This is a genomic window from Paraburkholderia sp. Cpub6 (assembly GCF_014201065.1).
Classification (GTDB): Bacteria; Pseudomonadota; Gammaproteobacteria; order Burkholderiales; family Burkholderiaceae; genus Paraburkholderia; species Paraburkholderia tuberum.
Map to the genome: position 1 here is coordinate 38,911 of NZ_JACHDM010000014.1, position 25,823 is coordinate 64,733.

At 64.3% G+C, this 25,823-nt stretch carries 19 protein-coding genes and 3 tRNA genes; 13 read left to right on the top strand and 9 right to left on the bottom strand.

What is annotated here, in order from left to right; translation table 11 throughout:
• Window positions 1-187 precede the first annotated feature (187 nt).
• Together HDG33_RS22340 and HDG33_RS22345 are read left to right on the top strand one after the other, a co-directional pair.
• Entirely contained in the window at window positions 188-514 is a 327-nt protein-coding gene (locus tag HDG33_RS22340; RefSeq protein ID WP_184033443.1) for a hypothetical protein, read from the top strand.
• Between the two features lie 34 nt (window positions 515-548).
• Window positions 549-1,928 carry a DUF1501 domain-containing protein gene (locus tag HDG33_RS22345; protein ID WP_260330565.1) on the top strand — a complete coding sequence of 460 codons (1,380 nt, stop codon included), beginning with the start codon at window positions 549-551 and terminating at the stop codon, window positions 1,926-1,928.
• 42 nt (window positions 1,929-1,970) lie between these two features.
• Here HDG33_RS22345 and HDG33_RS22350 read toward each other — a convergent pair whose 3' ends face one another.
• Window positions 1,971-2,807 (bottom strand): squalene/phytoene synthase family protein, encoded by an 837-nt coding sequence (locus HDG33_RS22350; protein WP_184033445.1) that lies wholly within the window; start codon window positions 2,805-2,807, stop codon window positions 1,971-1,973.
• A 230-nt stretch (window positions 2,808-3,037) separates the two neighbouring features.
• Between HDG33_RS22350 and HDG33_RS22355 the strand changes: the two genes are divergently transcribed.
• Window positions 3,038-3,124, top strand: a tRNA-Leu gene (locus HDG33_RS22355).
• Between the two features lie 120 nt (window positions 3,125-3,244).
• On the opposite strand, the gene HDG33_RS22360 is transcribed toward HDG33_RS22355, so the two are convergent.
• From HDG33_RS22360 to HDG33_RS22370, 3 genes are all read right to left on the bottom strand, one after another.
• Window positions 3,245-3,532, bottom strand: coding sequence for a hypothetical protein (locus tag HDG33_RS22360; protein WP_184033448.1), 288 nt, complete (start codon window positions 3,530-3,532; stop codon window positions 3,245-3,247).
• 119 nt (window positions 3,533-3,651) lie between these two features.
• Window positions 3,652-4,101, bottom strand: coding sequence for a MarR family winged helix-turn-helix transcriptional regulator (locus tag HDG33_RS22365; protein WP_184033451.1), 450 nt, complete (start codon window positions 4,099-4,101; stop codon window positions 3,652-3,654).
• Window positions 4,102-4,164: 63 nt separating this feature from the next.
• On the bottom strand, window positions 4,165-5,310 hold the full coding sequence (locus HDG33_RS22370; RefSeq protein WP_184033454.1) for a glycerate kinase: 1,146 nt from the start codon (window positions 5,308-5,310) through the stop codon (window positions 4,165-4,167).
• Between the two features lie 541 nt (window positions 5,311-5,851).
• On the opposite strand from HDG33_RS22370, the gene tig reads away from it, so the two are divergent.
• The 8 genes from tig (at window position 5,852) to HDG33_RS22410 (ending at window position 15,050) form a co-directional block, all read left to right on the top strand.
• Window positions 5,852-7,198 (top strand): trigger factor, encoded by a 1,347-nt coding sequence (tig, locus tag HDG33_RS22375; protein WP_184033457.1) that lies wholly within the window; start codon window positions 5,852-5,854, stop codon window positions 7,196-7,198.
• Window positions 7,199-7,392: 194 nt separating this feature from the next.
• A complete protein-coding gene (gene clpP / locus HDG33_RS22380) occupies window positions 7,393-8,046 on the top strand; it encodes an ATP-dependent Clp endopeptidase proteolytic subunit ClpP (protein ID WP_013089401.1) in 654 nt (217 codons plus the stop codon).
• 196 nt (window positions 8,047-8,242) lie between these two features.
• On the top strand, window positions 8,243-9,514 hold the full coding sequence (gene clpX, locus HDG33_RS22385) for an ATP-dependent Clp protease ATP-binding subunit ClpX (protein ID WP_013089402.1): 1,272 nt from the start codon (window positions 8,243-8,245) through the stop codon (window positions 9,512-9,514).
• A 201-nt stretch (window positions 9,515-9,715) separates the two neighbouring features.
• Window positions 9,716-12,136: an endopeptidase La gene (lon, locus tag HDG33_RS22390; protein WP_184033460.1), complete on the top strand. Its 2,421-nt coding sequence runs from the start codon at window positions 9,716-9,718 to the stop codon at window positions 12,134-12,136.
• A gap of 319 nt (window positions 12,137-12,455) precedes the next feature.
• Window positions 12,456-12,728 (top strand): HU family DNA-binding protein, encoded by a 273-nt coding sequence (locus tag HDG33_RS22395; protein ID WP_018418077.1) that lies wholly within the window; start codon window positions 12,456-12,458, stop codon window positions 12,726-12,728.
• A gap of 101 nt (window positions 12,729-12,829) precedes the next feature.
• Window positions 12,830-12,905 (top strand) — tRNA-Val (locus tag HDG33_RS22400).
• A 47-nt stretch (window positions 12,906-12,952) separates the two neighbouring features.
• A tRNA-Asp gene (locus HDG33_RS22405) sits at window positions 12,953-13,029 on the top strand.
• A gap of 86 nt (window positions 13,030-13,115) precedes the next feature.
• Complete coding sequence (locus HDG33_RS22410) at window positions 13,116-15,050, top strand: SurA N-terminal domain-containing protein (protein ID WP_184033463.1); 1,935 nt, start codon at window positions 13,116-13,118, stop codon at window positions 15,048-15,050.
• An 81-nt stretch (window positions 15,051-15,131) separates the two neighbouring features.
• Here HDG33_RS22410 and HDG33_RS22415 read toward each other — a convergent pair whose 3' ends face one another.
• Entirely contained in the window at window positions 15,132-15,473 is a 342-nt protein-coding gene (locus HDG33_RS22415; protein ID WP_184033466.1) for a hypothetical protein, read from the bottom strand.
• Window positions 15,474-15,589: 116 nt separating this feature from the next.
• Entirely contained in the window at window positions 15,590-16,294 is a 705-nt protein-coding gene (locus HDG33_RS22420) for an arylesterase (RefSeq protein ID WP_184033468.1), read from the bottom strand.
• On the opposite strand from HDG33_RS22420, the gene HDG33_RS22425 reads away from it, so the two are divergent.
• Window positions 16,293-16,979, top strand: coding sequence for an ABC transporter ATP-binding protein (locus HDG33_RS22425; protein ID WP_026225394.1), 687 nt, complete (start codon window positions 16,293-16,295; stop codon window positions 16,977-16,979). The two genes, HDG33_RS22420 and HDG33_RS22425, sit on opposite strands and share 2 nt — an antisense overlap.
• Window positions 16,980-17,114: 135 nt before the next feature.
• On the opposite strand, the gene pgi is transcribed toward HDG33_RS22425, so the two are convergent.
• From pgi to HDG33_RS22440, 3 genes are all read right to left on the bottom strand, one after another.
• On the bottom strand, window positions 17,115-18,737 hold the full coding sequence (pgi, locus tag HDG33_RS22430; protein ID WP_184033471.1) for a glucose-6-phosphate isomerase: 1,623 nt from the start codon (window positions 18,735-18,737) through the stop codon (window positions 17,115-17,117).
• Between the two features lie 347 nt (window positions 18,738-19,084).
• A complete protein-coding gene (locus HDG33_RS22435) occupies window positions 19,085-20,725 on the bottom strand; it encodes an NAD(P)H-hydrate dehydratase (protein WP_184033474.1) in 1,641 nt (546 codons plus the stop codon).
• A gap of 178 nt (window positions 20,726-20,903) precedes the next feature.
• Window positions 20,904-22,199 (bottom strand): FAD-dependent oxidoreductase, encoded by a 1,296-nt coding sequence (locus HDG33_RS22440; protein WP_184033478.1) that lies wholly within the window; start codon window positions 22,197-22,199, stop codon window positions 20,904-20,906.
• 313 nt (window positions 22,200-22,512) lie between these two features.
• On the opposite strand from HDG33_RS22440, the gene purL reads away from it, so the two are divergent.
• The coding region (gene purL / locus HDG33_RS22445) for a phosphoribosylformylglycinamidine synthase (protein WP_184033481.1) at window positions 22,513-25,823 on the top strand (3,311 nt) is incomplete at its 3' end.

The window sequence follows — 25,823 nt, forward strand, 5'->3', positions numbered from 1 at the left end:
TGGGGTTACAGTCGGTTACAAAATTTACCCGCGGTGTGCCGCGACGTAAAGTATGCGCGTTTAGACTGCTTTACTGAATGCGGCTGTTCGGTGGATACTTCACTCGACAAAACTCTCGCACCCGGCTGTTACCGGGGTTTGTATACGCATCTGAGGTAGCCGGTTGCCGCGCCACGAAGGGAACAACATGAAGGGAGGGGTTTGGCCAAACGTGCGCCTGAGCGTGATTGCACTGGCGGTTGCCGGTACGCTGGCAGGCACACTGGGCCCGACGCTCGCTCATGCGCAGCCGTCCGCGGATAGAGCGGCGAGCGAGCATGCGCCCCGCTCGGGCAATGGCAGGACCAGCCGCCACAACCAGAGCATCGATCGCCCTGCCTCTGACGCGATGCTGCGCACCGCGGTTCCCCCCGATCTCGATCAACGTCGCCGCGACGGGCATATGACGCCCGAGGAGCGTCGGCTGTTGCGTCAGCACATCGAAGACGCCGTGCGCGAGTTGTACAAGCGTTAATCCCAGCGCGCGCATTGCCGCGTGAAAAATCCCATTGCACTCACGAGCGCGCGCCGCGAAGCGATATCGCGACCTCCCGACTGTATTCGAGCCGATCCCAACGCGCGCCGAGCGCAACGCATGGACGCCGGATCAGCGTCACATCTCCAACACGCCGGACCCGGTACGCGTCGAGCCGATCGCCATGCAGTTTCGCGCGAGCGGTTATGACATCGAGGTGACGCTACGCGCGCTCGGCGAGAACCTGTTCTATCCGCCGAACGTCAAAGGATGGGCGGGCGGCGCGTCCTGGATCAACAGTTCGACGCTGAAAGGCGGCAACGACGGTTTGAACACCGTGATCCCGTTCGCCGATCCTGCGTACTTCGTGCTGCGCAAAAACTTCGGCATCAAACGCGAACAGATGATCCAGCTCGACGAGCGCGCCGCGCTGCATCCCGCGTTGGAGCCGCTGATGCCGCTCTGGCGCAGCCGGCAGCTCGCGACCGTGCAGGGCGTCAGCTATGCGCAGCCGAACCTGTCGCATTTCCGTTCGATCGAGATCTGGGATACCGCGTCACGCTCCGACCAATATCTGCGCGACGGCTGGCTCACGCGCGCGTTCGCGATGAGGCCGGTGCCCATCGGTTTCGCGGCCGACGGCGTCGTGATCGGCAGCGCCGAAATGGGGCCGCTCGCAAACGGCGCGCGCGCGATCGCGCTGGTCAATCCCGCGCAGTTCGTCAGGGCCTCTCGACTCGCGACGCCAGTGTCCTTGCACGAGCGCAGTCCCGCGCTCGCGCCTATTCTCGACGTCGAAAACGACATCGTGAAACCGGCCGATCGTCTGTGTGCGACGCAAGGGCAGCCTCAGTTGAAGACCGCGTTTCCGGGCGGCGCGTTCGGCAGTTCGATCAAAACGGCAATGCAGGTGCTGGCCGCTTCGGACACGCTGAAGATAGCTGGCGCCGGACGCGCGCCACTGGAGCAGCCGTTGAGCGGGCAGGGCGCGGCCGTGATCCGGCTAACGCTGAACGGTTTCGATACGCACCAGAACCAGCCGGGACAACAGGCCGAGTTGCTCAAACAGTTCGCGGAAGGGATGGTGGCGATGCAGGCCGCGCTCGTCGAGTTGGGCCGGTGGAACGATACGCTCGTGATGACGTACGCGGAATTCGGGCGCCGTCCGCGCGAGAACCAGAGCAACGGCACCGATCACGGCACGGTGGCGCCGCACTTCGTGACGGGCGGTCGCGTGCAGGGCGGTTTGTTTGGCGTGCCGCCGATGCTTGCGCGGCTCGAGGGGAATGGCAACCTGCCGGTCGGCGTGGATTTTCGCCAGCTTTATGCGACGGTGCTCGGGCCCTGGTGGGGGTTGGACGCGCCTGCGACTCTGCAGCAGCGGTTCGAGCCGCTGCCGTTGCTGCGGGCGTGAGCGCTGGGCGCTGGGCGCGAATCGACGCGCCCGGCTGTCAGGCTACTTCGCGCGCCACGCGATCCATAGCTTGCGGATCGGCGTCAACGCGATGCGTTGATGCAGCACGTGATAACCGTCGCGCTCGATTTCATCGAGCAACGCCAACGCGAGCGCCGCGAGCGCGAGCAGCGTGCGCTGCGCGCGCCGCGTGCTGGCGGGCACCGCGGCGAGCGCGGTCTGCACCGCGTCGCGCGCGCGATTCGTTTCGAACCGCATCAGTTCGGTGAAAGCGTCGGTGTATTTGCGGTTGATCAGATCGGCGGCGGTGACGTTGTAGCGTTGCATCTCGTCGATCGGAACGTAGATGCGGCCGTGCCGGGCATCGTTGCCGGTTTCGGCGACGAACTGCGCGAGCATCAGCGCCTCGCCGAGCGGAGCGGCCCACGCCGACGCATGCGCGGCATCGTCGGCCGATCCGGTTGCAGCCGCGCGCGACACCAGCGACGCAAAATTGCCACCGACACCATGCACATAGCGCCGCAGGTTCGGATAGTCGAGATAGCGTGCCTGGTCGAGATCCATCTCGAAGCCCGCGAGCAGTTCCTGCAGAGCCGGATATTCGGCCTGCGCGTCGGGCAGATAGGCCGCGAGCGCCTTGGACACCGGATGCGACGGCGAGCCGGCGGCCAGCGCGGCAATTTCTTTCTGCCACCACGCGAGCTTCGTGCGGCCGACCGCCGGATCGCTCGTCTCCTTGACCGTTTCCTCGAACTCGCGACGCAATGCGAAGAGCGCCGTCAACAGCGGCTGACTGGCGGCACGCGCCTGGCGAAGCGCATAGTAGGTGCTCGATCCTGGGGGCGCCGCTTTCTGCTGGCAATAGTCGTCGAAATTCACGGGATGAGAGTGTGGGGAAGGACTGGCGAGAAGGGCGCCGACGTCCGTCGCGGCGCCCGTCTCGACGAGCCGAAAATTGTAGCATCGGCGTCGCGCGTGCAGATACCGCCGGGTGCAGACAAGCGCGAATCAATCGGTTAGAATCTCGCGCTTACGCTTTCGGGCACGTGTTCAGCGCGCTTGGGAGTGCACAGGACAATCGGGCGCGACGCATTGCGGCGTACCCGGCTGCGAGGGTGGCGAAATTGGTAGACGCACCAGGTTTAGGTCCTGACGCCCGCAAGGGTGTAGGGGTTCGAGTCCCCTCCCTCGCACCACTTATTGGTAGTCGAGAAAAACCCCGTCAAGTCTTTCGACCGACGGGGTTTTTTCTTTTTTGCGCGGTCTTCTGAAAGGCCTCAGTGTTGCTCCGCTGCCTTTCATCGCGACCGCGCGACTCAGGCACCCGGCGTTCCCGGCACTTCCTGCGAGCCCGGCAATTCCGCTTGCGCGGCGCCTTCGAGGAAACGGCGCGTCGACTCGAACGCCTGCAGCATCTGGTCCGGCCACGGCGTTTGCAGCATCACCGCCTGATGATTTTCAAATGCCGACGACAGCAGTTTCGCCAGTTCCGGCGAACGAAGATGACGCAGCACGACGCTGAGCGCGATCGCGCTCGCCTGGCTCGCGCCGGCGGTCTGGAGTTCCGACGCGGTGAGTGCCGCGACCTGTTTGTTGATGTCCACTGAAGCGTCCCTAAATGAAAAAGAGGGTGAAGGCGCGTTGGCCGAGGCTCAATTTTGACACGCGCCGCCCAATGCCGTGAAACGGCGCTGTTCAAACACGGCCGGTTCGCCGCGCGCTATCACTCCCGCGCGTTCATGGCACGGATCACCTTGTCGAGCGCCGCGCCGAACGCGGCCCTTTCCTCTTCGTCGAGGCACTCGAACATATCGCCGTTCCACTTGCGCGCGATCGGCATCACTTTGCGATACAGCGCGCGGCCTTCCTGCGTTAGCGAGACCAGCACGACGCGGCCGTCCGCGGCGCTCGCTTCGCGCTGCACGAGTCCCTGCCGGATCAGCGCTTCGGCCGCGCGACTCGCCTGGCTTTTGTCGAGATTGGCACGGCGTGCCAACTCCATGATCGAGAACGGTCCGAACGATCCCACCGTCGCAATCACCCGCGCTTCGGGCAGCGTCACGTCGAGCTTCGCCGCGTAGCGCGCGCTGATGCCGCGCTCGGCCAGTTTGTTCAGTACATGCAGACGATACGTGAGGAACTGCTCGAGCCCGGCTTTGGCGGAGTCCTTCATGGTCACCCCGTGATGAGTGGAACGGTCGTGGCGCTGTGATTGTTGCGGCAACCGTTTGGCGGGTCAACGCACGCCGTATTTCAGGCGCGTCAGCTGCTCGGCTTCGTTGGCGAGCAGGCGCGCCGCGTCGCGAATCGCGACGTCGAGCGTGATCGGCCCCGGCGCCGGAGAAAAGCAGCCGCCGAAGTATTCGGCAAGACGCGGCAGCGCGGCGGGGTCGATCGCGCCGGAGAGCAGCGTCGCGGGCACGCCCGCGGCGCGCGCATGCGCGCAGGCGATGAACGGCGCCTTGCCGTGCAGCGTCTGTACGTCGGAACGGCCTTCACCGGTGATCAGCCAGTTGGCGCCCGTGAGCGCGGCGTCGAGGCCGATTTGCCGCGCGACGGTTTCCGCGCCCGGCTCGAACTGCGCGCCGAGCATGTGCAATGCGAAGCCGAGGCCGCCCGCCGCGCCCGCGCCCGGCAGGTCACGCGCCGTGCGGCCGAGCGCGGCTTCGAGCAGATCGGCGAAGCGCGCGAGCGCCGCGTCGATCGGCGCGACCTGTTCTGGCTTCACGCCTTTTTGCGGACCGAAGATCGCGGTCGCGCCGTGCTCGCCGGTCAACGGATTGTCGACGTCCGACATGCCGACGAACCGCGTGTCGGCAAGCCGCGCGTCGAGCAGCGACGCATCGACCCGCGCCACGCGCGCAAGCTGCTCGGGTGTGCCTTCGAGTACGTTGCCTTGCGCGTCGAACAGTTGCAAGCCGAGGCCGGTCAGCAGGCCGGCGCCGCCGTCGTTCGTGCTGCTGCCGCCGAGCGCGACGAAAAAGCGCCGCACGCCGGCATCAAGCAGCGCGCGAATCGCTTCGCCCATGCCGCGCGTGCTGCGCGCCTCGACCGGCACGCCCATGCCGACGGGGTCCGTAATGCCGACGATTTCCGCCGTTTCGATGATGGCGCTGCCATCCGTGAGCAGGCCCGTCAGCGCTGCACGCGTCGGACCGGCCGCGCCGCGCACGCTAAGCGTGCGGCGCTCGCCGCCGCTCGTGAGCATTGCGTCGAGCGTGCCTTCGCCGCCGTCGGCCATCGGACAGATGCGCACGCTCGCGTCGGGGCGTGCGCGCTGGACGCCGGATGCGATCGCCTGCGCGACCTGTCCCGCGCTGAGCGAGCCTTTGAATGAATCGGGAGCGATGACGACGACAGGCGAGGACGACGAATTCGGCATGGTGTCTCTGAGAGGTTTGAGTCGTTGTAAGCGGTTGCTGGAGCGGATGAAGCGACCGGCTGCTGGTGACCGGCGGCGGCCCGACCGAGTGCGTTAGCTTATCAGCATGGGGGCGTCGGCTGAATATGTCGAAAGGCATAGGCGGGATCGCCGCCACGACACGTCGGCCGCGAGCGGGTGCGAGCGTCCACGCGAACGTTCTGTTGCATGACGAAAGAGCGCCGAGGAACGCACGACGCTAACCGGATAGCGATGCCAGCGGCAAATCGCGCGCTCGCTGTGTCAAAACTAACCGAAAATGGCCCTCAAAACGCCCGGAATGCAGGGAAAACTCGATGCAATCATCGAATCCCGGCTAGGCGCGCAAATAGTTTGCTAAAATATTCGGCTCTTTGGACTCAACCGTGCTGCCGACGGCCTGCAAGCCCGCGGCGCAGGTGCGTGATCGATGCAATCGGCGCAAATCGATGCGAAGCGACATCGACGGGCAGCACGGAGAAGATAACTGATTCGCTCGAATAATTTTAGGACGATTGAAGCCATGGCTAACGTTGTTGAAAACCTCGGCAAGCTCGAACGCCGCGTGACGATTTCCCTGCCGAAGGATGCCGTGCAGAAGGAAGTGGATTCGCGTATCCGTCAACTCGCGAAGAACGTGCGCATGCCGGGTTTCCGCCCGGGCAAGGTGCCGCTCAAGATGGTGACGCAACAGTATTCGGGCCAGGTGGAAGCCGAAGTGCTGAGCGACAAGGTCGGCAAGGAATTTTTCGACATCAGCCGCACTGAAAACCTGCGTGTCGCGGGTCAGCCGAGCTTCGCGCCGAAGACCGACGCTGGTGAAGGCAGCTACGCGTTCGACGCGACCTTCGAGGTGTATCCGGAAGTGAAGCTGGGCGACGTCGCCACGGCTGAAATCGAGCGCACCATGACCAGCATCAGCGAAGCGGAAATCGACCGCACGCTGGACATCCTGCGCAAACAGCGCGTGCACTTCCACGCTCGCGGCGAGGCAGGCGAGCACGGCGACGGCGGCGCGGACACGGCCGCCAAAGACGGCGACCGCGTGACGGTCGACTTCGTCGGCAAAGTCGACGGTGAAGCATTCCAGGGCGGTAGCGCCGAAGACTTCGGCTTCATCCTCGGCGAAGGCCGCATGCTGCCGGAATTCGAAAAAGCGGCGCTCGGCTTGAAGGTCGGCGAAGCGAAGGAATTCGACCTGAAGTTCCCGGACGACTACCACGGCAAGGAAGTGGCGGGCAAGACGGCGCAATTCACGATCACGATGAAGAAGATCGAATGGCCGCATCTGCCGGAAGTCGACGGCGAATTCGCGAAATCGCTCGGCATCGAAGACGGCGATCTGACCAAGATGCGCGCTGAAATCAAGGACAACCTCGAGCGCGAAGCGAAGCGCCGCACGCAAGCCATCGTCAAGAACCAGGTGATGGACGCACTGCTGAAAATCTCGGAGCTCGACGTCCCGAACGCGCTGATCGAGCAGGATCAGGAGCGCCTCGTCACGATGGCTCGCCAGGATCTGGAACAGCGCGGCGTGCCGAACGCGAAGGACGCGCCGATCCCGGCCGCGATGTTCAAGGAGCAGGCCGAGCGCCGCGTCAAGCTGGGTCTCGTGCTGGCCGAACTGGTGAAGGCGAACGAACTGCAGGCGAAGCCGGAGCAGATCCGTGCCGAAGTCGATGAATTCGCGAAAAGCTACGAAGACCCGAAGGAAGTCGTCCGCTGGTATTATTCCAACCAGCAACGTCTTGCTGAAATGGAAGCGTATGTCGTTGAAGCCAACGTCGTCGACTTCGTCCTCAGCAAGGCCAAGGTGACGGACAAGGAAGTGAGCTTCGAGGAACTGGCAAGCGCAACGGCGCAAGCGTAAGCGTCGCTGCAACGGCGTGCCGGCTGTCGGAGCGACCGACGGCCGGCACGCCGTTTTTTTGTGCCATGAATCTGTGTGACGTACCGGATCCGGTCGTGCGGCGCACACCAAGACGGCACTTGAATACGGGCTCGTCGCACCAACCTGTGTCCAGCAGCTAATATTCAGAATATTTCCAGACAAGGATCCATTGCATGACCTTTCGCGCCCAAATGCTGGACACGTTGACCTCCCAGTCGTCCCGGGATCTCGAAGCGCAGGCACTCGGTCTGGTGCCGATCGTCGTGGAAACGAGCGGCCGGGGCGAGCGCTCGTATGATATTTATTCGCGTCTGCTGAAGGAACGCATCGTGTTCCTCGTGGGCGAAGTGAACGACCAGACGGCCAATCTGGTGGTTGCGCAGATGCTGTTTCTGGAAAGCGAGAATCCGGACAAGGACATCTACTTCTACATCAACAGTCCGGGCGGCTCCGTGTCTGCCGGTATGGCGATCTACGATACGATGCAGTTCATCAAGCCGGACGTCTCGACGCTGTGCATGGGGCTTGCGGCGAGCATGGGCGCGTTCCTGCTCGCGGCCGGTGCTAAGGGCAAGCGTTTCGCGCTGCCGAATTCGCGCGTGATGATTCATCAGCCGCTCGGCGGCGCGCGCGGCCAGGCATCGGACATTGAAATCCAGGCGCGTGAAATCCTGTACCTGAAGGATCGGCTGAATCATCTGCTCGCGCACCACACCGGTCAGCCGGTCGAACGTATCGCGCGTGACACCGACCGTGACAATTTCATGTCCGGCGATGACGCGCAGGCGTACGGCCTCGTCGACCAGGTGGCGCACAAGCGTCCCTGATCTGGTACGGTTTTGCCATGCTGTTTTGCCCACTGTTGCGGCAAATCCGTCATCGGGTCGGTTGTGAATGTTCAACTTCCGTCCGGGCGTCTGCGGCAAGCGCCGTCATCGTGCTCACTAGCCCCGCCGCGCCCAAACTGCGTGGCGGGGGCAAACGGCGTATTATCTAATCCGGTGTCCGGAGGCTCACACATCTATGGCGGACAAGAAAGGTTCTAACAGCGAAAAGCTGTTGTATTGCTCGTTTTGCGGCAAGAGCCAGCATGAGGTCAAGAAACTGATTGCTGGCCCGTCGGTATTCATCTGCGATGAATGTATCGATCTTTGCAACGAAATCATTCGTGACGAGGCTGCAGGCGCGGGCATCGAGGCCGGCTTGTCCAAGTCCGATCTGCCGACCCCGCAGGAAATCCGCGAAATTCTCGACCAGTACGTGATCGGTCAGGAGCGCGCGAAAAAGATCCTCGCGGTCGCGGTCTACAACCACTACAAGCGCCTCAAGCATCTCGACAAGAAGGATGAAATCGAGCTGTCCAAGAGCAACATCCTGCTGATCGGCCCGACCGGCTCCGGCAAGACGCTGCTTGCGCAGACGCTCGCGCGCCTTCTGAACGTGCCATTCGTGATTGCCGACGCGACCACGCTGACGGAAGCCGGCTATGTCGGCGAAGACGTCGAGAACATCATTCAGAAGCTGCTGCAGAATTGTAATTACGAGGTGGACAAGGCCCAGCGCGGCATCGTCTACATCGACGAAATCGACAAGATCAGTCGCAAGTCCGACAACCCGTCCATCACGCGCGACGTGTCGGGCGAGGGTGTGCAGCAGGCTCTGCTGAAGCTGGTCGAAGGCACGATGGCGTCGGTGCCGCCGCAAGGTGGTCGTAAGCATCCGAACCAGGACTTCATCCAGGTCGATACGACGAACATCCTGTTCATCTGCGGCGGTGCGTTCGACGGCCTCGAGAAGGTCATCGTCGATCGCACCGAGAAGACCGGCATCGGTTTCGGCGCGAGCGTGAAGAGCAAGCAGGACCGCGACGCCGGCGAAGTGCTGCGCGAAGTGGAGCCGGAAGATCTGATCAAATTCGGCCTGATTCCGGAGCTGATCGGCCGTCTGCCGGTGGTTGCCACGCTCGGCAAGCTCGACGAAGCGGCGCTGATGAAGATTCTCGTCGAACCGAAGAATGCGCTGGTCAAGCAGTATCACAAGCTGTTCAGCATGGAGCGCGTCGAGCTCGAAATCCGTCCGGCCGCGTTGCAGGCCGTGGCGCGCAAGGCGATCCGCCGCAAGACGGGCGCGCGGGGCCTGCGTTCGATTCTGGAACAGGCGTTGCTTGATGTCATGTACGACCTTCCGCAAATGAAAGGTGTCAGCAAGGTCATCATCGACGACAACGTGATCGACGGCGACGGCAAACCGCTGCTGATCTACGAAGACGCGCCGAAGGTCGCGGGTTCGAACTGATCGGCTTTCGAGTTCTGCAAAAAGGCCGTTCATGGCGACGTGAACGGCTTTTTCGTTTATCGTGTGGTCAGGCTGGTTGTTCTCAACTATGGAGTCACTGAACCTTCGGAGTCACTGAACTTTTCCCACACGCGGAGGCTTGCAATATTTTCTGCTGGCCTCACCTATCGAACGAACTGATTCCACTCATGGGGAAATGAAATGTCAGGAACCCAACTCCTCCCGCCGGAACGCATTACGCTGCCGCTGCTCCCGCTGCGCGACGTAGTCGTTTTCCCGCACATGGTGATTCCGCTCTTCGTAGGCCGCCCGAAGTCGATCAAGGCTCTCGAAGCAGCGATGGAAGGCGGCAAGCACATCATGCTCGTCGCCCAGAAGACGGCTGCGAAAGATGAGCCGACCGAAAAGGACATGTACGAAGTAGGGTGTATCGCCAACATCCTGCAGATGCTGAAGCTGCCCGACGGTACCGTGAAGGTGCTCGTCGAAGGCTTGCAGCGCGCGAAGACGCTTTCCATTGAAGAACAGGAAACGCAGTTCTCGTGCGAAGTCATGCCGCTCGAACCTGACCACGCCGACAGCGCTGAAACCGAAGCGCTGCGTCGCGCGATCGTGTCGCAGTTCGACCAGTATGTGAAGCTGAACAAGAAGATCCCGCCGGAGATCCTGACCTCGCTGTCGGGTATCGACGAGGCAGGGCGTCTCGCCGACACGATCGCGGCGCATTTGCCGCTCAAGCTCGACCAGAAGCAACACATCCTCGAGATGTTCCCGGTGATCGAGCGGCTCGAGCATCTGCTTGCGCAACTCGAAGCCGAGATCGACATCCTGCAGGTCGAAAAGCGTATCCGTGGGCGCGTGAAGCGTCAGATGGAGAAGAGTCAGCGCGAGTACTACCTGAACGAACAGGTCAAGGCGATCCAGAAGGAACTCGGCGAAGGCGAAGAAGGTGCGGATCTCGAAGAACTCGAGAAGCGCATCACGGCCGCCCGCATGCCGAAGGAAGCGAAGAAGAAGGCCGACGCCGAGTTGAAGAAGCTCAAGCTGATGTCGCCGATGTCGGCGGAAGCGACGGTCGTGCGCAACTACATCGACACGCTGATCGGCTTGCCGTGGCGCAAGAAGAGCAAGGTCAACAACGACCTGTCGAATGCGGAGCGCGTGCTCGACGAAGATCACTTCGGTCTCGAGAAAGTGAAGGAACGCATTCTCGAGTATCTCGCGGTCCAGCAACGTGTCGACAAGGTCAAGGCGCCGATCCTGTGCCTCGTGGGGCCTCCGGGCGTCGGTAAGACTTCGCTCGGTCAGTCGATCGCGCGCGCGACGAACCGTAAGTTCGTGCGTATGGCGTTGGGCGGTGTGCGTGACGAAGCCGAGATTCGCGGCCATCGTCGTACGTACATCGGTTCGATGCCGGGCAAGATCCTGCAAAGCCTGACCAAGGTCGGCGTGCGCAATCCGCTCTTCCTGCTCGACGAAGTCGACAAGATGGGTCAGGATTTCCGCGGCGATCCGTCGTCGGCCCTGCTGGAAGTGCTCGATCCGGAACAGAACCACACGTTCGCGGACCACTACGTCGAAGTCGACTTCGATCTGTCGGACGTGATGTTCGTCGCGACGTCGAACTCGCTGAACATTCCGCCGCCGCTGCTCGACCGGATGGAAGTGATTCGTCTGTCCGGTTATACGGAAGACGAGAAGGTCAGCATCGCGCAGCGTTATCTGCTGCCGAAGCAGAAGAAGAACAACGGCCTCAAGGATGGCGAGGTCGATGTGACGGAAACTGCGATCCGCGACATCATTCGTTACTACACGCGCGAAGCGGGCGTTCGCTCGCTCGAGCGTGAAATTTCGAAGATATGCCGCAAGGTCGTGAAGATGCTTCTGCTGAAGAAGGCGGAAGGCGCGGTGAAGGTCGACGGCAGCAACCTCGACACGTTCCTCGGCGTGCGCAAGTACGACTTCGGTCTGGCCGCGAAGGAAAATCAGGTGGGCCAGGTCACGGGTCTCGCGTGGACGGAAGTGGGCGGCGATCTGCTGACCATCGAAGCCGCAGTGATGCCGGGCAAGGGTAATGTGATCCGCACGGGTTCGCTCGGCGACGTGATGAAGGAGTCCGTCGAAGCGGCGCGCTCGGTCGTGCGTTCGCGTTCGCGTCGTCTTGGCATCAAGGACGAAGCGTTCGAGAAGCAGGACATTCACATCCACGTGCCGGAAGGCGCGACGCCGAAAGATGGTCCATCGGCCGGTATCGCGATGACGACCGCGCTGGTGTCGGTGTTGACCGGTATTCCGGTGCGCGCCGATGTCGCGATGACGGGCGAAATCACGCTGCGTGGCGAAGTTCTGCCGATCGGCGGCCTGAAGGAAAAGCTGCTGGCGGCGCATCGCGGTGGCATCAAGCTGGTGCTGATTCCGGAAGAAAACGTCAAGGACTTGACGGAGATTCCGGACAACGTGAAGAACGCGATCGAAATCGTGCCGGTCCGCTGGATCGACAAGGTGCTCGAACTTGCGCTCGAGCGTGTACCGCAGGCGTTACCGGAAGAAGAATCGAAGCCCTCGGCGCCGGTTGGGGCTGAGCCGGGCAAGGATGCCGCGACGGACGTCGTCAAGCACTAAGGTTCGATGCGCATCAGAATGCGCTGACGCCAAAGCATTCTGCAGCGGTGTCGTTCGCTGAAGAAGAAAACCCGCGGTCAAGAGCCGCGGGTTTTTTTTGCCCGCGCGGCTTCGTCGCTAGGCCGCATCGCCAGTCTTTCCGCTGCAACATACTGTGACAAAAGCGCCCCTCTAAAATAACGCCGATCAGGCTCAACCCCGGTTGACACAAGGGTTTCGGCCGCTTCTAATGAGGCGGCCAGGCGTTCGCGCCGGCCGCGTGGCGGGAGGTGCTGGAAAGCACTGTCACGATTGCCAATAAACATTCACGGGGGTTTGAATGAACAAGACGGAATTGATCGATCACATCGCACAGCAAGCCGACATTTCGAAGGCCGCGGCGGGCCGTGCGCTCGATGCAGTCATCGCGGGCGTCAAAAACACGTTGAAGAAAGGCGGATCTGTGACGTTGGTCGGCTTTGGCACGTTCGCGGTCGGCAAGCGCACCGCGCGCACCGGACGCAATCCGCGCACGGGCGCCGCGATCAAAATCAAGGCAGCAAAAGTTCCTAAATTTAGGCCTGGCAAAGCTCTGAAGGATGCGCTAAACTAGTGCGCTTGCTGCTTGAGGAATTGCTTAACCCGACTGCATGAACGATTCACGGGGAGGGCAGCGGCAAGGCAGAAAACACATCAAGCACTGAATCAGGAAACGGGTGCTTAGCTCAGTTGGTAGAGCGGCGCCCTTACAAGGCGTAGGTCGGGAGTTCGAGCCTCTCAGCACCCACCAGTTTCAGATTCGGCTGCAGTGTTTCCAGTCGCAAAAGTGCAGTATAAGGAGTGGTAGTTCAGTCGGTTAGAATACCGGCCTGTCACGCCGGGGGTCGCGGGTTCGAGTCCCGTCCACTCCGCCAGTATCCACGAAAGGCGAACTCCGGTTCGCCTTTTTTGTTGCCCGCTGTTGTAAGATCGGGCGTTCTGTTTTTGGCACCCCTCACGCATGCTCGATTTTTTCCGCAATCACCAACGCCTGATGATGTTCATGCTCATCCTCGTCATTTTGCCGGGGTTGGGTTTCGTGGGTATTCAAGGTTTCCGCGGCTTCTTTGACGAAAGTGCAAACGTCGCGAGTGTCAACGGTCACAAGATCACCCGTGTCGAATACGACGACGCGATGCGCCAGCAGATCGACCGCGGGCGTCAGATGCTCGGCGCGAAGTTCGACATGAAGTCGTTCGACACGCCGGAGCGCCGTCGCCAGATGCTCGACGGCATGATCGAGCAGCGTGTGCTTGCCGACGAAACGCAGCGTCTGCATCTGAGCGCATCGGACGAAGCGGTGCGCCGCGCGCTGCTGTCCGATCCGGTGATCTCGTCGCTGAAGAATCCCGACGGGTCGATCGACCTCGACCGCTACAAGCAACTGCTCGCGATGCAGGGCATGACGCCCGATCAGTACGACGAGCGCGTGCGCTACAACCTCGCTATGCAACAACTGCCCGCAAGCATCGAGGCGAGCGCGTTCACGTCGAAGACGCTCGCGCAGCACTTGACCGAGCTCGCGCAGCAGCAGCGTGAAGTGCAGGGCATCGCGTTCCATCCGCACGATTACGCGGCGAAGATCCAGCCGACCGATGCACAACTGCAAGCGTACTACGACGCGCACCGCAACGATTTCGCGACGCCCGCTACGGCGACGATCCAGTACCTGGTGATGTCGCCGGCCGCGCTGAGCGCATCGGTGCAGCCGAGCGACGCGGACCTGAAGAAGTACTACGACGACAACATCGCCCACTTCCGCACCGAAGGCGAAGTGCGCGCGAGCCATATCCTGATCGCGGCACCGAAGGACGCGAGCGCGGCCGACAAGGCCAAAGCGAAGCAGAAGGCCGAGGAGTTGCTCGCGCAGCTCAAGGCGCATCCGGACCAGTTCGCGCAGATCGCGCAGCAGAACTCGCAGGATCCGGGTTCGGCATCGAAGGGTGGCGATCTCGGTTACTTCGGCCGCGGCATGATCGCGGGCGGCCAGGCGTTCGACGACGCGGTGTTCGCGCTGAAGAAGGACGAAATCAGCGGCATCGTCCAGACCGACTTCGGTTTCCACATCATCAAGGTCACCGATATAAAGCCGGCGGTCACGAAGTCGTTCGACGAAGTGAAAGACCAGATCGCCAGGGAGCTGAAGACGCAACTGGCGAGCAAGGCATTCACCGACAGCTCGGAAGGTTTCACGTCGCTCGTCTATGAAAAGGCCAAGAGCCTGCAGCCGGCCGCTGACAAATTCAAGCTGCAGATCCAGACCGCGACGGTCACGCCGCAGCCGGATCCGAAGCTGCCGCCCGACAGCCCGCTGAACAACCCGAAGTTCCTCGCAGCCGTGTTCGCGAACGACTCGGTATCGGCGCACAACAATACGCAGGCCATCGACGTCGGCAACAACACGCTGATCGCCGCGCGTGTGACCGACTACAAGCCCGCCGCCGTGCCCGCATTCGACGCGGTGAAGGACGCGGTGCGTCAGAAGGTGATCGAAGTGCAGGCGAACGAAGCAGCGCACAAGGACGGCGTCGCGAAGCTGGCCGAGTTCGAGAAGTCGAAGGCGACCGCCGGTTTCTCGTCGCCGCTGAAGGTGTCGCGCAATGACGCGCAGGGCGTGCCGCCTGCCGCACTGAGCGCAATCTACAAGGTCGATGCGCAAAAGTTGCCGGCCTACGTCGGTGTCGATCTCGGCGACGACGGCTATGCGATCTATCGCGTGAACCAGATCGTGCAGCCCGCGGCCACCGACGCGCAGCATCTCGCTGTCGCGCAGCAGCAGATCGCGCAGGTGGACGCGCAGTCGCAGACCGAAGCCTATCTGAAAGCGCTGCGCGAGCGCTCGAAGGTGAAGTTCTACGGTACGCTCGACAGCGCCGCCCAGCCGGCCGACCAGTAAGCCGCAATAAGCATTACCTGCTCGTCCAAAAGCAAGCCCCGCATTTGCGGGGCTTTTTTTATCTACAGCCAGGTGGCAGCTTTACAGACAGCCGCTGATCGCGCCGGTGGCGTTGCCACCGCCAGCGCCGCCGGCGCGAAAGCCGACCCACGTGCCCTTGCCGCTATACGAAGGACGGACCACCGCGGCCGCGCCGTTGGGCGGCTGCTGGCCCGGGACGTAGACGTCCATGGCCTGATCGTTGGCGAGGATGGTTTGCGAGACCACCTGTTGTTGCGAACTATCCGCCCATTTCTGCGCGATGCAGGTTGCGACGGCGCGAGGCGGCTGCTGGCTTTGACCCACCGACTGAACGCCGGCCGGCTGTTGAGCCGCGCAAGCCGAGATGGCAATGGTCAAAGCGATTAACGGTAAATATTTCAACGTTATCTCCTCAGAAGTCGCTCAAGAATGAGCCGGGTGGCAGGGATTGCCCATATGTCGAACGGCTCGGCGATCCGTGTTCCCCAGGTTCCGGAAACAAGTCGTTAGCAGATCTTTCAGTGCGGCGAACTTGTGCGAAGAAGTGGCTTGACAGCGGGCCACACGTTGTTGAGTAGCAGCGGCTGTGCCTGCTGCGTCGGATGGAGCTGATCGGCCTGGAACATGTCCGGTTTATCCGCGATGCCGGCGAGAAGAAACGGCACGAGCGGCACATGGAACTCCTTCGACAGCTGGCCGTAGAGGCCGTGGAACTTTTGCGTATAGTCGGGGCCGTAATTGGGCGGCACGTACATGCCGACGAGCACGACCTTCGCGTGGCCTTGCTGCGCCTGTTCGATGATCGTGCGCAGGTTGTCCTCGGTCGTCGAGAGCGGCACGCCGCGCAACGCGTCGTTGGCGCCGAGCTCGACGATCACGATGCTCGGCTTGAGCCGCTCCATCAGCGCGGGCAGACGCGCGCGTCCGCCGCTCGTCGTGTCGCCGCTGATGCTCGCATTGGCGACGCTATAATCGATGCGCTCTTCGGCCAGACGCTGACGCATCAACGCGACCCAGCCGGTATCGCGGGGCAGCCCGTACTCAGCGGAGATGCTGTCGCCGAGCACGACGATCACCGGCTTTGCGGGTTCGGGCGTATTCGCCGCGTGAGCCCGCAACGGTAACGAAACCAGCGCGGCGGCCATTATGGTCGCGCCGAATGCCGCAGACAGCGCCGCGGCGCGAGGGGCGATGGCGCGCACTTTCAACCTACGCTTCACCATGCCAAACAGAACTGATCCAGTCATTGAAGTGCGGGGCTTGTGCAAGAGGGTTAAGGATGCTGCGGGCGAACTGACGATTCTCGATGACATCGATCTTGCCATCGATGCCGGCAGCAGCGTCGCGATCGTCGGTGCATCGGGGTCGGGCAAGTCTACGCTGCTCGGCTTGCTCGCGGGATTGGACAGTGCTAGCGCGGGCTCGGTTCGACTGCTCGGGCGCGAACTCGGCGAGCTCGACGAAGACGGCCGCGCCGCGTTGCGCAGCGGCGCGGTCGGCTTCGTGTTCCAGTCGTTTCAGTTGATGCCGCATCTGACCGCGCTCGAAAACGTCACGTTGCCGCTCGAACTGCAAGGCGGCATCGGCACACGCGAGGCCGCCGCGCGTGCGCGTGAACTGCTCGAACAGGTTGGGCTCGGGCAGCGTACCGGTCATTATCCGAAGCTGCTGTCGGGCGGCGAGCAGCAGCGCGTCGCGCTCGCGCGCGCGTTCGTCACGCGCCCGGCGATCCTGTTCGCCGACGAACCCACCGGCAGTCTCGACGCGGCCACCGGCCACGCGGTGATCGATCTGATGTTCGAGATGAATCGCGCGCACGGCGCGACGCTCGTGCTCGTGACACACGACATCGAACTCGCGCGGCGTTGCGATACGACGGTGACGATCGAAGCGGGGAGGCTCGCTTGATGGTCCGGCGGATCGCGGGCTTGCGCTCGCGTACCTCGAGCATGTCGTGTCGAAGCAAAAACAAAGCGGGCCGTAGCCCGCTTCGTTCTGTTTGTGGCGCGTTATCGCCCGCTATCGTGCGCTCCAGACTTCCATTCAGCGCTTCAACGCAGCCCGGGCCCGCGCGATCAGCGCCGCCGTCGACGAGTCATGCTTCTTCACGTCGGCACTCGCCGCGCCCAGATCGGCCTCGACCACCTTGCCGAGAATCTTGCCGAGTTCGACACCCCACTGATCGAACGGGTTGATGTTCCACACCGACGCCTGCACCAGCACCTTGTGCTCATAAAGCGCGATCAGCGCGCCGAGCGTGCGCGCGGTCAACGCGTCGAGCAGCAGCGTCGCGGTGGGGCGGTTGCCCGGGAACGTCAGGTGCGGTGCGAGTTCCGGCTTGTCGGGGCCGGCCACCTTCTTCGCTTCCTCGAGCGTGCGACCCAGCATCAACGCTTCGCTCTGCGCGAAGCAGTTCGCGAGCAGCTTCGGATGATGGCTCGCGAGTGGATGCTCGGGCGTCAGCAGCGCGATGAAATCGATCGGCACGATCGTCGGGCCCTGGTGCAGCATCTGGAAAAACGCGTGCTGCCCGTTCGTGCCCGGCTCGCCCCATGTGACTGCGGAAGTCGCATAGTCGACGAACGCGCCGTCGAGACGCGCGGACTTGCCGTTGCTCTCCATTTCGAGCTGCTGCAGATACGACGGCAGGAAATGCAGCGCCTGCGAATACGGCGCGACCAGATAGCTCTGCGAGCCGAAGAAGTTGCGATACCAGATGCCGATCATGCCGAGCAGCACCGGCAGGTTCCTGTCGAGCGGCGCGGTGCGGAAGTGCTGGTCCATCTCGTTGGCGCCGGCGAGCAGCTCGTCGAACTGTTGCGGACCTACCGCGATCATGATCGACAGACCGACGGCCGACCACAGCGAGTAGCGTCCGCCGACCCAGTCCCACATCGAGAACACGTTCTCTTGCGCGATGCCGAACTTGACGACTTCGGCGGTATTGGCCGACACACCGACGAAGTGCTTCGCCAGCGCGCTTTCCGGGCAGCCTTTCTGGATGAAAAAGTCGCGCAGCGAGCGCGCGTTGGTCATCGTCTCCAGCGTCGTGAAAGTCTTCGACACGATGATCGCGAGCGTCTCTTCGGGATCGATCTGCTGCATCACGTTGTACAGATCGGCGCCGTCCACGTTCGACACGAAGTGCGTCGAGATCTCGGGCGTCGCGAGATGATGCAACGCGTGCACGACCATCTTCGGCCCTAGATCCGAGCCGCCGATGCCGATGTTCACGACATGACGGATCCGCTTGCCGGTGTAGCCGGTCCATGCGTCGCTGCGGACCTGCTCGGCGAACGCGGCCATTTTCTTGCGCTCGGCCTGCACTTCGGCGAAGAACGGCGCCTTCGGGTCGGTTGCGCGCAAGGCCGTGTGCAGCGCGGCGCGGCCTTCGGTTGGGTTGACGACCTCGCCCGCGAACATCGCGTCGCGGCGCTTTTCGACGCCGGCTTCGCGGGAGAGTTGCACGAGCAGTTGCAGGGTTTCGTCGGTGATGCGGTGCTTCGAGAAATCGGCTGAGAGACCGCCGCCCGCGAACGTGAAGCGTTCGGCGCGCGTGGGAGCGGGATCGTTCTCGGGGGCGAACCAGTCGCGCAGATGCGCATCGCGAATCGTGTCGTAATGCGTCTGCAGCGAGGACCAGGAGGGGAGCGAGTTCTGGGTCATAGCGTCCGTCTAACCAAGGGGCACGAAGGAAGGCGCGCGCATGAAGCGTGGCCGAGAATGATGCGGCGATGCAGTCAGAGCGATGCCACGCGGCCCGGAGCGGGACAGGTGCCGACGATACTTCGCGAAGCGGGTGAACTTCGCGAAAACGCGAGGCGGCGCTCGCGCCCGCTGGAGTATCGCCGCGACCCGCGATCGATCCGACGCGCGGCGCAGGCAATCAGTATAGCGGGGATGCGCGACGGGCAGCAGGGCGTTGCGCGCGCTCGCAATGATCGGGATCGCGATGTTTCATCGGTGTGAACGAGCGCCGCGAACGCGATTCGTATTCAGAGCAATCGCGCGCGTCAAGCAAGCGGCGCCGAATAGAACAGCCGGTTCAACAAGGTACGCACCATCGGTGCCAGCTCGCCGGCCGTCAGCCCGGCGGGGCCGTGGCCCTGCGCGGTCAGCGTATCGGCGGCGAGGCCGTGCAGATAGACGCCCGCGAGCGCCGCCTCGAAGCGTGGCAGATGCTGCGCGAGCAGCGCGCCGATGATGCCGCCGAGCACGTCGCCGGTGCCGCCCGTCGCGAGCGCGGCGTTGCCGGTCGGGTTCAGCGCGAGGCGGCCGTCGGGCGCGGCGATGATCGTGCCGACGCCCTTCAGCACGACGATGCTCGCAAAACGCGCCGCGAGCGCGCGCGCGGCCGCGAGACGGTCGCGTTGCACGCTCGCCGCATCGCTGCCAAGCAGGCGCGCCGCTTCGAGCGGATGCGGAGTGAAAATGCACGGATCGCCTTGCACGCCGCGCGCGGTGACTTCCGCGGCGAGCGCGGGATCCTTGGCGACCAGGTTCAGCGCGTCGGCATCGAACAGCTTGGGCACGTCGAGTTGCAGCACGTCGTGCAGTACCCGCGTCGCGCGTTCGCCGTGCCCCATGCCGCAGCCGATCGCGAGTGCGTCCATCGAATCGAGCGGCAGCGTGTCGATCGGATGCAGCATCAGTTCGGGGTGCGGCGGATCGTAGGGCGGGGCGCCTTCGCCGAGCAGCGCGACGTGGACCTTGCCCGCGCCGGTGTAGAGCGCCGCGCGTGCCGCGAGAATCGGCGCGCCGCACATGCCGGTGTCGCCGCCGACCACCGCGAGGCTGCCGAAGGTGCCCTTGTTGGTCGCGAAGTTGCGTGGGGGCATGAAGGGGCCGAAGAGATCGGGCGCGCTGAGCTGGATCGCCGCACGTGAGGCGCTGGCGGCAGCGTCCTGGCTGCCCCCGCCGTTGATCCCTGCCACGAGCCCGATCGGTGCGACCGTCACTCGCCCGGCGAGATCGCGGCCTTGCGCGGTGAAAAGCCCCGGCTTCGCGCCGATGAACGTGATCGTGTGCGTCGCATGGACCGCCGCCGCGCCGTTGCCGCCGATCACCGCGCCGGTGTCGCTGTCGAGCCCGCTGGGCACATCGAGCGCGAGCACGGCGCCTTGTGTCGGGCGCGCCTTCGTGCGCTGCGACAGCTGCCGCGCGAGCGTCGCGAAGACGCCCTCGAGCGGCCGCGCGAGACCGATGCCGAACATACCGTCGACGAGCCAGCCATAGCCGTCGAGCGACGCGGGCGGCGCCGCGTCGATCGGCACGCCGGCGGCGCGCGCGGCGTCGAGCGCCCAGCGCGCGTCGGTGGGCTTCACTTCAACCGGCATACAGACTTCTACCGCGATGCCGGCCTTGTGCAGTTCCGTCGCGACGACCAGCGCGTCGCCACCGTTGTTGCCGGGGCCGGCGACCAGCCACGCGCGCTGCTGCGACTTCGTCACCGACGTATCCGCGGCGATCCGTTCGAGCAGCCAGCGCGCGGCCGCATGACCGGCGCGCGCCATCAGCGTGTGCTCGGGCAGGTCCGCGGCGGCCTGGGATTCGGCGATCCGCAAGTCGGTCAGCGTCAGCAGCGGCAGCGCAAGCGGCTGCGAGTCGGTCAGCGGATCGAAAAGGGAGAGCAGCGAGTTTTCTGCGTCTGTCATGGCGAAACCTGGCGGTGCGCCCGCGGCGCGGCGGGCAGACTTTGGAATCGCTATGTTAGTGCCGATAGGCGCACGGCGTGCGGCTGTTTCGGTGCGTGCGGCGGAAGCGGTGCGATGAACGCGGGGTATCGACAGCGGGCTGTCAGCCCGCCATACCCGCCTGGAACAGCACGAAACCTTACTGGAACCGCTCCGGCCTCAATGCAGCGAGCGTGTCTTGCGGCAACGTCGGCGTCTGTCCCGACATCAGCTGTGCAACGAGCTTGCCCGCGCCGCAGGCGAGGCCCCAGCCGGCCGGGCCATGCCCGACGTTGATGAACAGCCGCGGATGCAGCGCGTTGCCGATCACCGGCAAGCCATCGGGCGACAGCAGTTTCACGCCTTCCCACGGCAGCGCCGCCGAAATGCGCGCGGCGCCCGGAATCCAGTCGTGCGTCGCCTGGCCGAGCAACGCGAGCGCCTCCTTGGTCAGCGGTTCGCCGAGCGGCTTGTCGATCTGGCTCGCGCTTTGCAGCACCGCGCCGCCCGCGATCCGCAGCCGATGGTTCATGCGGCTGATGCCGATGCGCTTGACCGCATCGACGATCGCGACGTGCGGCGCGCATTCCTCGTGCGCGATCGGCGCGACCAGCGAATGCAGCCGCAGCGGATGCAGCGGCAGCCGGAGCCCCGCGCGTTCGAGCAGCGCGAGGCTGCCGTAACCGGCGGCGACCACGACGGCGTCGGCCTGGACCACGTCGATCTCGCGCGAGCGGGGCGCGCCGTCGCGCGGCGCCAGTTCGACCGCCGCGCGCTGACTTTCGAGACGAATGCCGGTCACCTCGCAGTTCGGCATGAACTGCACGCCGCCTTGGGTATCGAGCACCTGTTTGACGAGCTTGGCAAAAAGCGGACAGTTCGCGGTGCGCTCGTGCTCGAACAGCACGCCGCCGGCGAATTCAGGATCTGTGGGGACCGCATGCTCGAACGCCGCGCATTCGGCCGGGCTCAGCACGTGATGCGGCACCTCGAACCGGTGCAGCAGATCGAGCGCGGCTGCGTTCAGCTCCCATTCGTGCGCGCTGCGCACGAGGTACAGCAGACCGCTCGCCTGTTCGAATTCGAGGCCGAAGCGGGCTTCGACGTCGGCCATCGCATCGCGCGAGGATTCGATCAGCGGCCGCAGCAGCGCATACTGGCGCGCGAACGCCTCGGGCTTCTGCCATGCTCCGAGCTGCTTGATGAACTGCCGCGCGGCGCCGTTGAAGCCGGTCTTGCTGATCACGCCATTTTTCGCGTTGTAGCGGCTCGCCATGAAGGTCGGGCCGAACCAGACGTCGAGCGGCGTCGGCAGCACATTGCCGCCTTGTCCGTAGGTGGCGCCTTGCGCGACGGTCGCGTGACGCTCGACGACGCATACCCGGTGGCCGGCCGCGCGCAGGTGATAAGCGGTGGCGACGCCCGCTACCCCGCCGCCAATGACGATGACATCCATGCTCTGATTCGATGTGCCGACGGGCGGCTCGCGCGCGTTCCCGCTGGCTGTGACATGCGGCGCGCCGCCGGGTGAAGCCCGGGCCGCGTGCGCCGATCTGGTGAAACGCGAATGATAGCAGTCAAAACACCCGCGCGGCGACGCGACGGGCACCGCGGCGACGCCTCGCGCGGGCCGGCGCGGCCCGCCGCCCACGCACCCCGGAGCCCGCTGGAAGCCCGTTCCCGGGGTATAATCTGCGACTTCCTTTCCGCCTCACGTCGCCTGCATGCGCGGCTCCCCGGCATCAATGAGCGACGCAACGTCAAGTCCCATGGCCCACTTCTCGTGTTTCCCCGGCGCTTCGGCCCTCTCCGATTTCCGTCAAACCCGCCTGCTCGACACGCTCACGCGCATCGACCCGAATATCACCGGCGTGCGCGGGCAGTATCTGCACCTCGTCAATGCCCAGACCGAGCTGTCCGCTGAAGACAGCGCGAAGATCGAGGCGCTGATGCACTACGGCGATCCGTTCGAAGAAGGCAAGGAGCGTGGCGCGGTCGAGACCTTCCTCGTCGTGCCGCGCTTTGGCACCGTGTCGCCGTGGGCCAGCAAGGCAACCGACATCGCGCATCTGTGCGGGCTCACGCGGGTGCGCCGCATCGAGCGCGGCGTCGAGTACTCGGTGACGCTGAAAAGCGGCCTGCTCGGCGGCAAGAAGACGCTGTCGGACGAAGCGCGCGCGGCCGTCGCCGCCGCGCTGCACGATCGCATGACCGAGAGCGTCGCGCCGTCGCGCGACCATGCGTTGCATCTGTTCGACGAATTGCCGGCCAAGCCGCTGCAAACCGTCGACGTGCTCGCGAGCGGCCGCGCCGCGCTCGAAACCGCCAACGCGGAACTGGGCCTCGCGCTCGCCGACGACGAAATCGACTATCTGGTCGACGCATTCACGAAGCTCGGCCGCAATCCGACCGACGTCGAGCTGATGATGTTCGCGCAGGCCAACAGCGAGCACTGCCGCCACAAGATCTTCAACGCGGACTGGACGATCGACGGCGAGAAGCAGGACATGTCGCTGTTCAACATGATCCGCAACACCGAGAAGCTGAACCCGCAGGGCACGATCGTCGCGTATTCGGACAACTCGGCGATCATGGTCGGCGGCATGGCCGAGCGCTGGTTCCCGCGCACGCCGGCGCTGCTCGGCGCGAGCGAATTGCCCGAGCACTATGGCCGCAGCGTCGAGCTCACGCACACGCTGATGAAGGTGGAAACGCACAATCATCCGACGGCGATCTCGCCGTTCCCGGGCGCCGCGACCGGCGCAGGCGGCGAAATCCGCGACGAAGGCGCGACCGGACGCGGCGCGCGTCCGAAGGCGGGCCTCGCGGGCTTCACGGTATCGAACCTCGAACTGCCGGACGGCGTCGAGGCGTGGGAAAACGCCCGCGACACCGCTCAGCCGCTCGCGCAGCGCAATCCGGCCGACCAGCACGAAGCGTACGGCCGCCCGGACCGCATCGCCTCGCCGCTGCAGATCATGATCGACGGCCCGCTCGGCGCCGCCGCGTTCAACAACGAATTCGGCCGGCCGAACCTCGGCGGCTACTTCCGCACCTACGAGCAGAACGTCGCGGGTCTCGTGCGCGGCTATCACAAGCCGATCATGATCGCGGGCGGCATCGGCAATATCTCCGACCAGCACACGCACAAGCACGATCTGCCGGAAGGCTCGCTGCTGATCCAGATCGGCGGCCCGGGCATGCGCATCGGCATGGGGGGCGGCGCCGCGAGCTCGATGGCGACCGGCACCAACACGGCCGAGCTCGACTTCGACTCGGTGCAGCGCGGCAACCCGGAAATCGAGCGACGCGCGCAGGAAGTGATCAACGCGTGCTGGCAACTCGGCGACAAGAACCCGATCCTCAGTATTCACGACGTCGGCGCGGGCGGTCTGTCGAACGCGTTCCCCGAAGTGGTGGACGGTGCGGGCAAGGGCGCACTGTTCGAACTGCGCAAGATCCAGCTCGAAGAAAGCGGTCTGTCGCCGCGCGAAATCTGGTCGAACGAAGCGCAGGAGCGCTACGTGCTGGCGATCGCGCCGGCCGATCTGCCGGTGTTCGAGGCGATGTGCAAGCGCGAGCGCTGCCCGTTCGCGGTGATCGGCACGGCCACCGCCGAGCGTCAGCTGAAGCTCATCGATTCCGAACAGCAGGAAGGCGCGCACCAGCCAGTCGATATGCCGATGGAAGTGCTGCTCGGCAAGGCGCCGCGTATGCACCGCGACGTAAAGCGTGCCGAGCGCAGGCTCGAACCGGTCGACGTGACCGGCCTCGCGCTGCAAGACGTCGCGCAGAGCGTGCTGCGTCATCCGACGGTCGCGAGCAAGTCGTTTCTGATCACGATCGGCGACCGCTCGGTCGGCGGCACGACCGCGCGCGATCAGATGGTCGGTCCGTGGCAGGTGCCGGTGGCCGACGTCGCGATCACGACGATGGACTACGCAGGCTTCAGCGGCGAAGCGATGACAATGTCCGAGCGCACGCCGCTCGCCGTCATCAACGCGCCGGCCTCGGGCCGCATGGCGGTCGGCGAGGCGATCACCAACATCGCGGCGGCGCCGATCGCGTCGCTCGACAAACTCAAGCTGTCGGCCAACTGGATGGCCGCGTGCGGCGCGCCTGGCGAAGACGCCGCGCTCTACGACACGGTCAAGGCGATCGGTATGGAACTGTGCCCGGCGCTCGGTATCGGCATTCCGGTCGGCAAGGATTCGCTGTCGATGCGCACCCGCTGGGAAGAGAGCGGCGTCGCGAAGGAAGTGGTCGCGCCGGTGTCGCTGATCATCTCCGCGTTCGCGCCGGTTGAAGACGTCCGCAAGCATCTGACGCCGCAACTGCAGCGCGTGAGCGAAGTCGGCGAGTCGGTGCTGATCGCGATCGATCTCGGCCGCGGCAAGCAGCGTCTGGGCGGCAGCATTCTCGCGCAGGTCACGCAGCAGGTCGGCGACACGGTGCCGGACGTCGACGATCCGGAAGATCTGAAGCGCTTCTTCAACGCGATCCAGTCGCTCAATAGCGACGGCAAGCTGCTCGCGTACCACGACCGCTCGGACGGCGGCCTGTGGGCGACGGTTTGCGAAATGGCGTTCGCGGGTCACGCGGGCGTGTCGCTGAACGTCGACATGCTCGTGCTCGACGCGCACCACGAATCCGATTACGGCGACGCGAAGGACTGGGCGAAGCAGACCAGCGGCCGCCGCGACGACCGCACGCTGCGCGCACTCTTCAACGAAGAGCTCGGCGCCGTCGTGCAAGTGCGCGCGGCCGATCGCGACGCGGTGCTCGCCGCGCTGCGCGAGCATGATCTGTCGGCGTGCTCGCACGTGATCGGCAAGACCAACGAGCGCGACGTGATCGAGATCTATCGCGACGCGAAGAAGCTCTACGAGGCGCCGCGTGCCGAACTGCATCGCACGTGGAGCGAAGTGAGCTGGCGCATCGCGCGTCTGCGCGACAACCCGGCTTGCGCCGACGCCGAATACGACGCGCTGCTCGACGCGGCCGACCCGGGCATCACGCCGGTGCTGAGCTTCGATCCGGCCGACGATGTCGCCGCGCCCTTCGTCCCCCAAGGGGACTT

Excerpts from the sequence above, each read along its gene's own strand:
- HDG33_RS22340 (WP_184033443.1), top strand. The coding sequence starts at position 188 with ATGAAGGGAGGGGTTTGGCCAAACGTGCGCCTGAGCGTGATTGCACTG.
- HDG33_RS22365 (WP_184033451.1), bottom strand. The coding sequence starts at position 4,101 with ATGAAGGACTCCGCCAAAGCCGGGCTCGAGCAGTTCCTCACGTATCGT.
- HDG33_RS22370 (WP_184033454.1), bottom strand. The coding sequence starts at position 5,310 with ATGCCGAATTCGTCGTCCTCGCCTGTCGTCGTCATCGCTCCCGATTCA.
- tig (WP_184033457.1), top strand. The coding sequence starts at position 5,852 with ATGGCTAACGTTGTTGAAAACCTCGGCAAGCTCGAACGCCGCGTGACG.
- clpP (WP_013089401.1), top strand. The coding sequence starts at position 7,393 with ATGACCTTTCGCGCCCAAATGCTGGACACGTTGACCTCCCAGTCGTCC.
- clpX (WP_013089402.1), top strand. The coding sequence starts at position 8,243 with ATGGCGGACAAGAAAGGTTCTAACAGCGAAAAGCTGTTGTATTGCTCG.
- lon (WP_184033460.1), top strand. The coding sequence starts at position 9,716 with ATGTCAGGAACCCAACTCCTCCCGCCGGAACGCATTACGCTGCCGCTG.
- HDG33_RS22395 (WP_018418077.1), top strand. The coding sequence starts at position 12,456 with ATGAACAAGACGGAATTGATCGATCACATCGCACAGCAAGCCGACATT.
- HDG33_RS22410 (WP_184033463.1), top strand. The coding sequence starts at position 13,116 with ATGCTCGATTTTTTCCGCAATCACCAACGCCTGATGATGTTCATGCTC.
- HDG33_RS22425 (WP_026225394.1), top strand. The coding sequence starts at position 16,293 with ATGCCAAACAGAACTGATCCAGTCATTGAAGTGCGGGGCTTGTGCAAG.
- HDG33_RS22420 (WP_184033468.1), bottom strand. The coding sequence starts at position 16,294 with ATGGTGAAGCGTAGGTTGAAAGTGCGCGCCATCGCCCCTCGCGCCGCG.
- pgi (WP_184033471.1), bottom strand. The coding sequence starts at position 18,737 with ATGACCCAGAACTCGCTCCCCTCCTGGTCCTCGCTGCAGACGCATTAC.
- HDG33_RS22435 (WP_184033474.1), bottom strand. The coding sequence starts at position 20,725 with ATGACAGACGCAGAAAACTCGCTGCTCTCCCTTTTCGATCCGCTGACC.
- HDG33_RS22440 (WP_184033478.1), bottom strand. The coding sequence starts at position 22,199 with ATGGATGTCATCGTCATTGGCGGCGGGGTAGCGGGCGTCGCCACCGCT.